10 protein-coding genes, 1 tRNA gene and 1 pseudogene are annotated in these 11,541 nt (G+C 67.3%); 4 read left to right on the top strand and 8 right to left on the bottom strand.

All coding sequences use genetic code 11. The features are described from left to right. Positions 1-34: 34 nt before the first annotated feature. The 3 genes from rimO to AC1D2K_RS18925 form a co-directional block, all read right to left on the bottom strand. On the bottom strand, positions 35-1,441 hold the full coding sequence (gene rimO, locus AC1D2K_RS18935) for a 30S ribosomal protein S12 methylthiotransferase RimO (RefSeq protein ID WP_478090369.1): 1,407 nt from the start codon (positions 1,439-1,441) through the stop codon (positions 35-37). 39 nt (positions 1,442-1,480) lie between these two features. Beyond that, positions 1,481-2,014: a polyhydroxyalkanoate synthesis repressor PhaR gene (gene phaR, locus AC1D2K_RS18930; protein ID WP_478090368.1), complete on the bottom strand. Its 534-nt coding sequence runs from the start codon at positions 2,012-2,014 to the stop codon at positions 1,481-1,483. A gap of 149 nt (positions 2,015-2,163) precedes the next feature. Continuing rightward, entirely contained in the window at positions 2,164-2,532 is a 369-nt protein-coding gene (locus AC1D2K_RS18925) for a hypothetical protein (RefSeq protein WP_478090367.1), read from the bottom strand. A gap of 204 nt (positions 2,533-2,736) precedes the next feature. On the opposite strand from AC1D2K_RS18925, the gene gdhA reads away from it, so the two are divergent. After that, the gene (gdhA, locus tag AC1D2K_RS18920; protein WP_478090366.1) at positions 2,737-4,080 is read left to right on the top strand and encodes an NADP-specific glutamate dehydrogenase; all 1,344 of its coding nucleotides are present in this window, start codon (positions 2,737-2,739) and stop codon (positions 4,078-4,080) included. Positions 4,081-4,326: 246 nt separating this feature from the next. Here gdhA and AC1D2K_RS18915 read toward each other — a convergent pair. Continuing rightward, positions 4,327-4,403, bottom strand: a tRNA-Val gene (locus AC1D2K_RS18915). 48 nt (positions 4,404-4,451) lie between these two features. After that, positions 4,452-6,593 (bottom strand): RelA/SpoT family protein, encoded by a 2,142-nt coding sequence (locus AC1D2K_RS18910; protein ID WP_478090372.1) that lies wholly within the window; start codon positions 6,591-6,593, stop codon positions 4,452-4,454. A 249-nt stretch (positions 6,594-6,842) separates the two neighbouring features. On the opposite strand from AC1D2K_RS18910, the gene AC1D2K_RS18905 reads away from it, so the two are divergent. Beyond that, complete coding sequence (locus AC1D2K_RS18905; protein WP_478090365.1) at positions 6,843-7,613, top strand: 3-hydroxybutyrate dehydrogenase; 771 nt, start codon at positions 6,843-6,845, stop codon at positions 7,611-7,613. Positions 7,614-7,638: 25 nt separating this feature from the next. Here the strand turns inward: AC1D2K_RS18905 and AC1D2K_RS18900 are convergent, their stop codons facing one another. Then, positions 7,639-8,328 (bottom strand): SIMPL domain-containing protein, encoded by a 690-nt coding sequence (locus tag AC1D2K_RS18900; protein ID WP_478090371.1) that lies wholly within the window; start codon positions 8,326-8,328, stop codon positions 7,639-7,641. Positions 8,329-8,395: 67 nt separating this feature from the next. Further along, positions 8,396-8,692, bottom strand: a complete 297-nt coding sequence (locus tag AC1D2K_RS18895; protein ID WP_478090364.1) for a hypothetical protein — start codon at positions 8,690-8,692, stop codon at positions 8,396-8,398. 171 nt (positions 8,693-8,863) lie between these two features. On the opposite strand from AC1D2K_RS18895, the gene ompR reads away from it, so the two are divergent. Continuing rightward, complete coding sequence (gene ompR, locus AC1D2K_RS18890; RefSeq protein ID WP_028250078.1) at positions 8,864-9,595, top strand: osmolarity response regulator transcription factor OmpR; 732 nt, start codon at positions 8,864-8,866, stop codon at positions 9,593-9,595. A gap of 79 nt (positions 9,596-9,674) precedes the next feature. After that, a complete protein-coding gene (locus AC1D2K_RS18885) occupies positions 9,675-11,114 on the top strand; it encodes a sensor histidine kinase (RefSeq protein WP_478090370.1) in 1,440 nt (479 codons plus the stop codon). A gap of 31 nt (positions 11,115-11,145) precedes the next feature. On the opposite strand, the pseudogene AC1D2K_RS18880 reads toward AC1D2K_RS18885, so the two are convergent. After that, positions 11,146-11,541, bottom strand: a pseudogene (locus AC1D2K_RS18880) (MocR-like pyridoxine biosynthesis transcription factor PdxR); the annotation flags it as partial.

The following is an 11,541-nucleotide window of genomic DNA, read 5'->3' as shown; positions in this document are numbered from 1 at the left end:
GCGGTGGTCCGACCGCCAGCGAGCGAGATCGCTGTCAGACGGGCAGCGCGATCAGGTCGTGTCCCTCGGCGCCGACGATGCGGGCCCGGGTGAACTCGCCCACCTTGAGCGTCTTGCTGATCTTCTCGGGCGGAAGCAGCCGCACGATGCCGTCGATCTCGGGCGCGTCGGCGTAGGTCCGGCCGACGCCTCCCTTGCGCCCCATGCCCGGCGCCGAATCCACCAGCACCTGCATCGTGGCGCCGATGCGCTGACGCAGCTTGGCGATCGAGACGCTTTCGGCCACTTCCATGAAGCGCGCCCGACGGGCCTCGCGCTCGGCCTCGGGCAGCATGCCCGGGATGTCGTTCGCCGCGGCGCCCTGGACCGGGCTGTAGGCAAAGCAGCCCGCACGGTCGATCTCCGCCTCGCGGATGAAGCTCAGCAGGTGCTCGAATTCTTCTTCGGTCTCGCCGGGGAAACCGGCGATGAAGGTGCTGCGGATGACCAGCTCGGGGCAGACCTCGCGCCAGCGTGCGATGCGCTCCAAGTTCTTCTCGCCGCTGGCCGGACGCTTCATGCGCCGCAGCACGTCCGGATGGCTGTGCTGCAGCGGCACGTCGAGGTACGGCAGCACCTGGCCGCTCGCCATCAGGGGAATGACTTCGTCGACGCTCGGATAGGGGTAGACATAGTGCAGGCGCACCCAGGCGCCGTAGGGCTCGGCGATCTCGCCCAGCGTGCGCACCAATTCGAGCATGCGCGTCTTGACCGGCTTGCCGTCCCAGAAGCCGGTGCGGTACTTGAGGTCGACGCCGTAGGCCGAGGTGTCCTGGCTGATCACCAGCAGTTCCTTGACGCCGCCTTCGAACAGCGCCTTGGCCTCCGACAGCACATCGCCGACCGGCCGCGACACAAGGTCGCCGCGCATCGACGGAATGATGCAGAACGTGCAGCGGTGGTTGCAGCCTTCGCTGATCTTCAGGTAGGCGTAGTGGCGCGGCGTGAGCTTGAGCCCCGCGACGCCGAAGGCCTGCGGCACCAGGTCGATGAAGGGGTCGTGCGGCTTCGGCAGGTTGGCGTGCACCGCGTCCATCACTTCCTGGGTGGCATGCGGTCCGGTGACCGCCAGCACGCTCGGGTGCATCTGGCGCACCAGATTGCCGCCCTGCTCCCCGGTCTTCGCGCCCAGGCAGCCGGTGACGATCACCCGGCCGTTCTCGGCCAGGGCCTCGCCGATGGTGTCGAGGCTCTCCTTGACAGCGTCGTCGATGAAGCCGCAGGTGTTGACGATCACCAGGTCGGCGCCCTCGAAGGTCTTGGAGGTCTGGTAGCCCTCGGCGCTCAATTGCGTCAGGATCAGCTCGGAATCGGTCAGGGCCTTGGGGCATCCCAGGCTCACGAAACCGACTTTGGGGGCCGCAGGCGCGGCAATTCGTTCAGGGGAGGCAGCTTCGCTCATATCCCCCCATTGTCCCAGCTATCGGCCGGCGGGGCCGAATCAGGGGCGTTTCAGCCCGAACGCGCCCAAAACCTGCTCGGTGTTCTTCTGCATCTGCTCCTGCATCTGCAGGAAGACGTTCTTCGACTGCTCGACGTAGTTGCCCATCAGGCCCTGCAGCATCGGCGACTGCATCGCCATGAACCTGGACCACATCTCGGGTGTCAGGCCTTCGGCTTTCTCGCTCAGCTGCGCCTGCACCTCGGACATCGCCTGGATGTTCTTCTCGAGGTAGGGCCCCATGTAGCTCTGCATCGTCTGGCCATAGAAACGGATGATGCTGGCCAGCACCTGCTCGGTGAACATCGGCGCCCCGCCGGCCTCCTCCTCGAGGATGACCTGCAGCAGGATGCTGCGCGTCAGGTCGTCGCCGCTCTTGGCATCGCGCACCACGAACGAGGCCTTGTCCATGACCAGCCGCTTGATCTCGGCGAGCGTGATGTAGCTGGACGTTTCCGTGTCGTAGAGCCTTCGGTTCGGATACTTCTTGATCACCCGCTGGACCGGCTTGGCGCCGGACTTCTTGCTCTGCACTAGGAACTCCTTCAGGTTGGGCRCCGTGACGCGCGAGCAATTCTAGGGAGCGGCTTTGCTGCGCCGCGCCAAGGTTTACCCTGACCGGGAAGTCAGTGAATGCACGCAGCTGGCACGGCCGCTCCAAGACGGCCTGCGACGGCGGCGCCTCAATCGAGCGTGGTCGTGTATTCCGCGCCGCAGACCTTGCAGCTGCCGGACTCGGGGCGTTCGTCGGTCTCGTCGCGGTAATGCAGCGGGCTCTTGATGCCGTTGAAGACCCAGCAGCGCGGGCAATGCTCCTGCCCCGCCAGCGGCAGGTAGGCGCGGGCCCGCTGCTCGGCCCGCTCACGCGTGACGGGCACGCCCTGGCGCACCGTGCGCGCGACATCTTCGGCCGCCATGGTGCCGGCGCGGCCATTGGCGCGGTCGTTGAGCCCGTAGACCACCCGCGCGAATTCAAGCGGCGCCTGGCGCACCAGTGCTGCGATGCGGAGCTCTTCGAGCGAAGAATCGAACTCGGCCACGGGCGTGTTCATCGGTTCCCTGGATCAGATGCTGTGGGGGGTGACGGACAATCAAGTTACCACAACTGAAGTCGGACTTGCAGTCGCCGAATGCCATAGGCCCTCTCGGCACACCCGACCTCGCTGTGGGGCATTTGCTCTCGTACCGACGGACGCATCGTTCACACTTCGCCGTCTCTTTCCCTCCACCAGGCCGTGACCGGACTACGCCAAAAGATGAAATACAAGTCGCTCGAAGATTTCCTGAACTGCGCGCAAGCGCGCAATCCCGCCCAGCCCGAGTATCTGCAGGCCATCGCCGAAGTGATGAAGAGCCTGTGGCCGCACATCGAAAAGCATCCCGGCTATGCCGAGCACGGCTTGCTGGACCGGCTGATCGAACCCGAGCGGATCGTCATCTTCAGGGTCTCGTGGGTCGACGACAGCGGCCAGGTCCAGGTTCATCGCGGCTACCGCGTCCAACACAGTTCGGCGATCGGTCCGTACAAGGGCGGGCTGCGCTTTCACCCGTCGGTCAATCTCTCGATCCTGAAATTCCTCGCCTTCGAGCAGACCCTGAAGAACGCCCTGACCACCCTGCCCATGGGCGGCGGCAAGGGCGGCTCCGACTTCGACCCCAAGGGCCGCAGTCCGGGCGAGATCATGCGCTTTTGCCAGGCTTTCGTGACCGAGCTGTTCCGCCACATCGGGGCCGATCGGGACGTTCCGGCCGGGGACATCGGCGTCGGCGCCCGCGAGATCGGCTTCATGGCCGGCATGGTGAAGAAGCTCAGCAACGGCGCCGATTGCGTCTTCACCGGCAAGGGCCTGAGCTACGGCGGTTCGCTGATGCGCCCCGAAGCCACGGGCTACGGCACGGTGTACTTCGCCGAGGAGATGCTGCGGCAGAAGGGCCTCGGCTTCGAAGGCCTGCGMGTCGGCATCTCCGGTTCGGGCAACGTGGCCCAGTACGCAGTGGAAAAGGCCATGGCGTTGGGCGCCAAGGTGGTGACCGTCTCCGACTCGAGCGGCACCGTCTTCGACGAGGCCGGCTTCACGCCGGCCAAACTGGCGCAACTGATGGAGGTGAAGAACCACCTGTACGGGCGCGTGGGCGAATACGCCGAGCAGGTCGGGGCCCAGTTCCTTCCGGGGCGCAGCCCCTGGCATGTGCCGGTCGACGTGGCTCTGCCTTGCGCAACGCAGAACGAACTCGACAAGGACGATGCCGCCACGCTCGTGAAGAACGGCGTGCTGTGCGTCGCGGAAGGCGCCAACATGCCCTCCACGATGGCGGCCATCGAGACCTTCGAACACCACGGCGTTCTCTTCGCGCCCGGCAAGGCCAGCAATGCCGGCGGCGTGGCGACCTCCGGTCTGGAGATGAGCCAGAACGCCATGCGCATTTCCTGGCCGCGCGAGGAAGTGGATGCGCGACTGCGCTCGATCATGCGCAACATCCATGAGGACTGCATGCGGCACGGCCGCCGGGAGGACGGCACGGTCAGCTACGTCGATGGCGCCAACGTCGCCGGCTTCGTCAAGGTGGCGGACGCGATGCTGGCGCAAGGCGTGGTCTGATTCCGGCGCCGGTCTGAGCAGCCTGTGCCGGATCGCCCCGCAGCCACCGCGATGGCTGCGGGGCCTCCAGACACGGAACTGGCGCGCGTTCGCGCGGGATGACGCGACACGCGACCATGCGTCGCATGGCGACGCACGTCTGTGCGATTCGACGGGAACAGGGAGACGGCAGCCGCAAGACTTGCCGAGAAGAGAAAAAAATTTCCCCCGTGGGCCTGAAGACTGGTTCTCTTCAGAGGGGAAATTTGGTAGGCGCGATTGGACTCGAACCAACGACCCCCACCATGTCAAGGTGGTGCTCTAACCAGCTGAGCTACGCGCCTGAGGTTGTATTCGAGAGGCCGAAGTATAGCAGGCTCTTGAGGCACTTTTCAGCGGCGTCGTGCAGAACGCACACCGGCCACCGCGGCGACCACGCCGAGCACCTGCTTGAGCCGCGTGACATCGGCGATCTCGATCGTGAAAGTCATCCATGCGGTGCCCTTCACCGATTGGGTCTGCACGCCAATCACGTTCATCTTCTCGCGCGCGAGCACGTCCGAGATGTCACGCAGCAGGCCCTGCCGGTCGGCCGCCTCCACCGCGATGTCGACGGCGTAGACGGAGCCCGCATCGCCCTTCGGCGCACCCCACTCCACATCGATCACACGCTCGCCGTTCTGCGCCGCCATCGTGCGGAAGTTGCTGCAGTCCGAGCGATGCACGCTCACGCCATGGCCCTTGGTCACGAAGCCGCGGATGGCGTCCGGCGGCGCCGGCTTGCAGCACTTGGCGAGCTGCGTCATCAGCGACGAGACGCCGACCACCAGCACGCCGCCGCGGCCCGCCTGCTCGCTGCCGCGCGACTTCTTGATGATGACGCCGTCATCCGGTCCCGGCGCGGGCTCCGGCGGGCGCAGCAGCATCTCGATGTTGCGCAGCGAGAACTCGTCCTTGCCCACCACCTCGAACAGGTTGTCGGCCGACTTGAAGCCCAGCTGCGAGGCGAGGTCGTCGAGCTTGAGCGCGGTCTTGCCTTCGCGCTGCAGCAGCTTCTCGACCGCCTCGCGGCCACGCGCCACGGTCTCGTGCGTGATCTGCGCGTTGAACCAGGCGCGCACCTTGGCGCGCGCCCGATGGCTGGCCAGATAACCCAGGTCGGCATTGAGCCAGTCGCGCGACGGGCCGCCCTCCTTGACGGCGATGATCTCGACCGTCTGGCCGTTCTGCAGCGGYGTGTTGAGCGGCACCATCGCACCGTCGACGCGCGCGCCGCGGCAGCGGTGGCCGAGGCTGGTATGCACGGTGTAGGCGAAGTCGACCGCCGTCGCGCCCTGCGGCAGCTCGACGATCGCGGCGTCGGGTGTCAGCACGTAGATGCGGTCGTCGAACAGGCCCTGGCCGCGCTGACCGCCCGAGAGGTCGCGCTCCCAGGCCAGCAGTTGCCGCAGCACCGCGATCTTGGCGTCGTATTCACCGCTGGCCCAGACGCCCGCATAGCCCTTGTGGCCGGCCTCCTTGTAGGCCCAGTGCGCGGCCACGCCGTGCTCGGCATGGTCGTGCATCTGCTCGGTGCGGATCTGGATCTCGATCGGCTTGCCGACATGGCCGCCGACCACGTCGCGCACCACCGTGTGCAGCGACTGGTAGCCGTTGGGCTTCGGTCGCGCGATGTAGTCGTCGAACTCCTCGTCGATCGGCTGGAAGTGCGAGTGCACCCAGGCCAGCGCCGCATAGCAGTCCTTGACATCGGCCACCACGACGCGCAGCGCCATGATGTCGAACACCTGTTCGAAGTCGAGCGACTTGCCGCGCATCTTCTTGACGATGCTGTAGATGTTCTTCGGCCGCCCCTGCACCTTGGCCTGGATGCCCTCGGCGGCCAGGTCGCGTTCGAGGCGGACACGCAACTGCTCGACATAGCCTTCGCGCTCGATGCGCTTCTCGTCGAGCAGGCGCGCGATCAGCTTGTAGGTCTCGGGCTCGAGGAATCGAAAGGACAGGTCTTCGATTTCCCACTTGACCTGCCAGATGCCCAGCCGGTTCGCCAGCGGCGCGAACACCTGCAGCGATTCGCGCGCCACGTTCTCGGGCAGCGGCTGCTTGCTGGCCGCTGCGTGCCGCAGGGTCTGCAGCCGCGAAGCCAGTCTCAGCATCACCACGCGCAAGTCGCGCGAGAACGCCAGCAGCATCTTGCGCACGTTCTCGGTCTGCGTGCCGGCACCGTCGGCCAGATGGGCGTTGGCGGCGGCCGTGCGGGCCTGCTTTTGCACGTGCACGAGCTTGGTGGTCTCGACCGCGAGCGCCGCGAAGTTGTCGCCGAACACCTTGGCGATCACCTCCTGCGGACGGTTCAGGTGCTGGCACGAATAGACCAGGTAGCTGGCGGCCTGCATGGCTTCGGAGCCGCCCATCGCGCGAACGATCGCGGCCACCGCATCGGCATGCGCGAGCGTGTTCTCGCCGGTGTCCAGCGTTTCGTCGGCGATCAGGGGCTCGGCGAAGGCGCGCGCGCGGGCCAGCATGTTCTCCATCACCGGCGTGCGCTCGGCGGTCGCCGCGGACAGCGGGTAGTCGACCACCAGCGAGTCGGACGGCGCGGACGCGTGCAGGTTGGACTGTTCGCGCTTCACGGGTTCGACCGCCTCGAAAGCGACTGCCGTCCGGCAAGCCCGCGAGCTTCACGAGGAACGTGAGAAAAGGCGGGCTCGATCATGGAAAGGGCGGAATCTCGATGAAGATAATGGGCTCGTTGCATCCTAATTCATTCGGAGATTGTCATCATGCTCAAAGGCAAAACCGCGCTTGTCACGGGGTCCACCAGTGGCATCGGGCTCGGCATCGCGAAAGCGCTCGCCGGCCAAGGCGCGAACATCGTTCTCAACGGCTTCGGCGATGCGGAGGGACCGAAGTCCGAGATCGCCGCGCTCGGCGTGAAGGTCGAGCACCACGGCGCCGACATGAGCCGCGCCGCCGACATCGAGGACATGATGAAGTTCGCCGCCAGCCGCTTCGGCCGCGTCGACGTGCTCGTGAACAACGCCGGTATCCAGCATGTCGCGAAGGTCGAGGACTTTCCGGTGGAGCGCTGGGACGCGGTGATCGCGATCAATCTCACGAGCGCCTTCCACACCACGCGTCTGGCCGTGCCGGCGATGCGCGAAGCCAACTGGGGCCGCATCATCAACATCGCCTCCGCGCATGGCCTGGTGGCCTCGGCGCAGAAGTCGGCCTATGTCGCAGCCAAGCACGGAATCGTCGGCCTCACCAAGTCGGTGGCGCTCGAGACCGCCACCACCGGCGTCACCAGCAACGCGATCTGCCCGGGCTGGGTGCTGACCGCGCTGGTGCAAAAGCAGATCGACGACCGCTCGGCGCGCGAGGACATTTCGCTGGCGCAGGCGCAGAACGAACTGCTGGGCGAAAAGCAGCCTTCGCTGCAGTTCACCACGGTGGAGCAACTGGCCGGTCTCGCGGTGTTCCTGTGCTCGCCGGCGGCCGACCAGGTGCGCGGCGTCGCCTGGCAGGTGGACGGCGGCTGGACCGCCCAGTAGCCGCGCCCTGCCCGGCTGCCCGCGGCTACTTCAGCTGCACCGAGCCCGAGACGTTGACCACCACGTTGGCCTTGCCGGGCTCGATCGGCACCGGGGCGTCGGAGGCGGACTTCGCCGCCRCTTCCATCGCCATCATGCGCGGCTGCACGGGGCCGCCGAGATGGGCGTTGACCGCCACTTCGCGCAGCGTGTAGCCGCTGAAGCCGAAGCGCTTGGCGAGCTCGTCGGCCCGCTGCTTGAAGTTGTCGATCGCCACGGCCTGCGCCTCGGTCTGGGTCTTCGCCTGCTGTTCGCGGCTCAGGCCGAAGCCGATGTTGGCGATCGTCAGCGTGTTGATCCGGGCCGCGGTCTGAGTGATGCGCGGGAAGTCCCGGCCCTCGAGCACCAGCGAAGCCGTCCCGCGCCAGCCGGTCATCTTGCCATCGCGGCTGTAGCGCGGCGMCAGATTGAAATTGCCGGTGCGAACGTCGAGCTGGCCCGGCTGGGCGTTCTTGCGCGCCTCGGCCAGCGCAGCGTCGAGCGCGGTGCGCAGCTGCGCCTGCACCGTCGCCGCATCCGCCGCCTCGCGCGTGGTGTTGAGCGTCATGCTCAGCAGGTCCTGCTGCACCTCGACCGTCGAATCGGCCGACAGCTGAAGCACGTTCTGGGGCGCAGGCAAGGTCACGCCCTGGGCCCAGGCGGCGCCGGCGCCCATCAAGACGGCACAGGCCGCCATCCATTTGACATTGTTCAAATCAGCAAATCCTCGGATGGAAGAAAGGAAGGCCCCGACAGGCCGCGGCTCAGGGCCGCTGGCTGCGCGGGGTGGTCAGCGCGCCCTTGGACGGCGCGTCCGGCATCATGCGCTCCGCCGGCTGCGACTCTGCCGACCGCACGACGCCCGGCGCCGGCGCCCACTGCTGGCGCACCTGCTGGCGCAGTTGGGCCAGCTCGGCGGGCGACAGGCGCCGCCCGGCGCCGCCATCTCGCGCTTCGACACGCGGGGCGCCGCCCACGCCCAGCATCCCGGCGGAACCGGCCCAGGTCGGCAAGCCCCAGGAGGCAAGCAGCAATGACAGCACGAGGAAGTTGGATTTCATGGCGACAAAAGGTGACGACAGGTCACTGTGCCATTGCCTTGCGAGGCTCAGACGTCCCGACCGCTAGCGTCCGCAAGTTTTGTAACTTAGTGTCAACACCTACCCCAAAGCCGGCCAATGGACCCTTAACGGCTTCAGAATTGGCGCTGTTACAAATTCGGCGTTGTGAAAATGAATCAAGCTCCCGCTCGCACAGACAAGATCGTGATCGTCGACGACGACGCACGCATCCGCGACCTGCTGCGTCGCTACCTGACCCAGGAAGGTTTCGAGGTCATCGTGGCGGAAGACGGCAAGGCTCTCAACCGCATCCTGCTGCGCGACACGGTCGACCTGATCGTGCTCGATCTCATGATGCCCGGCGAGGACGGCCTTTCGGTCTGCCGCCGCCTGCGTGCGGCCAACGACCGCACGCCCATCATCATGCTGACCGCCAAGGGCGAGGACGTCGACCGCATCGTCGGGCTCGAAGTCGGCGCAGACGACTATCTCGGCAAACCCTTCAACCCGCGCGAACTGCTGGCCCGGGTGCATGCGGTGCTGCGCCGGCGGCCGCCGCTGGAGGCGCCCGGTGCCCCGTCGACCGACAACGAGACCGTGAACTTCGGCCCCTTCAGCTTCGACCTCGGCTCGCGCACCCTCAAGAAGGACGGCGAAGAGCTCTCGYTGACCACCGGCGAGTTCGCGATGCTGAAGGCGCTGGTCCGCCATCCGCGGCAGCCGCTGTCGCGCGAGAAACTGGCGCAGCTGGCGCGCGGGCGCGAATTCGAGCCCTTCGACCGCAGCCTGGACGTGCAGATCTCGCGCCTGCGCAAACTGGTCGAATCCGACGCCGCGGCGCCGCGCTACATCCAGACGGTCTGGGGCGTCGGCTACGTGTTCGTGCCGGACGGCACGACCTGAAGCGCTGACGGACGTGGCCGCAGGCATCGGCCCCCAGACCACCCAGCCCAGCCCGCTCGAGGACAGCACCCAGGGCACGCTGCCGAGCCCTCTGGGCAGCATCGGCGCGCGCCGGCGCAGGAAGCGGCTGCACCTGGGGCTCAGTCTCTTCTGGCGCACCTTCTTCCTGCTGGTGCTGCTGCTGGTCGGCTGCACGGTGGCCTGGCTGCAGACCTTCCGCGCGCTGGAGTACGAGCCGCGCGCGATCCAGACCGCCCACCAGATCGCCTCGCTGGTGAACCTGACGCGCGCGGCGCTGGTGTACTCCGACGCCATCACGCGCGTGTCGCTGATCAAGACCCTGGCCGACCAGGAAGGCGTGCGGATCCTGCCGCGCGAGCCTGGCGACCGTTTCATGCCCTACACCAGCGGTGCGCTCGACCAGCGGGTGACCGAGGAGCTGATCGCGCGGCTCGGCGAAGGCACCACCGTCGCGAGCCGCGTCAACGAGGAGTCGGGCCTGTGGATCGGCTTCACGATCGAGAGCGACACCTACTGGCTGCTGGTCGACCCGACGCGCTTCAGCCGCCTCGACCGCCGCACCTGGATGATCTGGCTGGCGACCACGATGGCGCTCTCGCTGGCCGGCGCGGCGTTGATCACCCGGCTGATCAACCGGCCGCTGAAGCAGCTGTCGCAGGCCACGCTGCAGGTGCGCGAGGGCGAGTACGAGGCGCACCGACTCGACGAACGGGCCCGCACCAACGAGATCCGGGCGGTCAACGTCGGCTTCAACCGGATGGCCGACCAGCTCGCCAAGATCGAGCAGGATCGCGCCGTGATGCTGGCCGGCATCTCGCACGACCTGCGCACGCCGCTGGCGCGGCTGCGGCTCGAGACCGAGATGAGCGTGGCCGACGAGGACGCGCGCGACCACATGGCGGCCGACATCGCGCAGCTCGACGCGATCATCGACAAGTTCCTCGACTACGCGCGGCCCGACCACGTCGACTTCCGGCCGGTGCTGCTGCGCGACGTGATCGACGCCTGCACCTACGCGGTGCAGGACCACGAGGACATCAAGATCACGGTTGACGTGCCGGCCGACCTGCGGGTGATGGCCGACGAGGTCGAGCTGCAGCGGGTGATCTCCAACCTGGTCGAGAACGCTCGCCGCTACGGCAAGACGCCTTCCACCGGCGTCGCCGACATCATGATCCAGGCCCAGGCGCACAACGACGCGGTGCTGATCAAGGTGCGTGACCACGGCGCCGGCGTCGCACCCTCGATGCTGTCGCAGCTGAGCAAGCCCTTCTTCCGCGGCGATGTGGCGCGCACCTCGGCGGCCGGCGCCGGCCTCGGGCTGTCGATCGTGACCAAGAACATCGAGCGCATGGGCGGCACCTTCGCGCTCACCAGCACGCCGGGGCGCGGCTTGGCGGCGCACATCCGGATGCCGCGCGCGGCCTCGGTCAAGCCCGACGCCGCGGCGGCCAAGGACAAGCCGGGATCCGCGACCGCGCCGAACCACAAGGCCTGACGGGCTGGCCCCGACGCTGCGTCACTTCGTGTCATGCCGCCTTGCGCCGCGGCTCGCGCGCCGCGCYGCTGATTTCTTCCACCACGTCGGCCAGGATCTCGAATGCCGGCCTGATCCTCTCGCTCGGCACACAGCCGTAGCCGAGCAGCAGCCCGGCCTGGGCGGCCTTGGCCGTGCTGTAGTAGGCGCTCAGCGGCCGGGCGATGATGCCGCGCTCCATGGCCTCGCGGCACACCGCCCAGTCGTCGCGCAGCTGCGGCAGGCCCAGCACCAGATGCAGGCCAGCCTCGTCGCCCATCACCGGCAAGGCTTCGCCGAAGCGGCGCTCGACGGCGGCGATCAGCAGGCTGCGCCGCTCGGCGTAGAGGCCGCGCATGCGCCGGATATGCGAGGTGAGGTAACCCTCGTTGATGAACTCCGCCAGCAC

The sequence above is a fragment of the Variovorax sp. P1_H12_2 genome (assembly GCF_056405335.1).
This window is presented reverse-complemented; position numbering and strand designations above follow the sequence as displayed.

Bases quoted from the DNA above. Each gene is read 5' to 3' on its own strand.
- AC1D2K_RS18905 (WP_478090365.1), top strand. From the start codon at position 6,843: ATGCTCAAAGGCAAAACCGCGCTTGTCACGGGGTCCACCAGTGGCATC.
- rimO (WP_478090369.1), bottom strand. From the start codon at position 1,441: ATGAGCGAAGCTGCCTCCCCTGAACGAATTGCCGCGCCTGCGGCCCCC.
- AC1D2K_RS18925 (WP_478090367.1), bottom strand. From the start codon at position 2,532: ATGAACACGCCCGTGGCCGAGTTCGATTCTTCGCTCGAAGAGCTCCGC.
- AC1D2K_RS18895 (WP_478090364.1), bottom strand. From the start codon at position 8,692: ATGAAATCCAACTTCCTCGTGCTGTCATTGCTGCTTGCCTCCTGGGGC.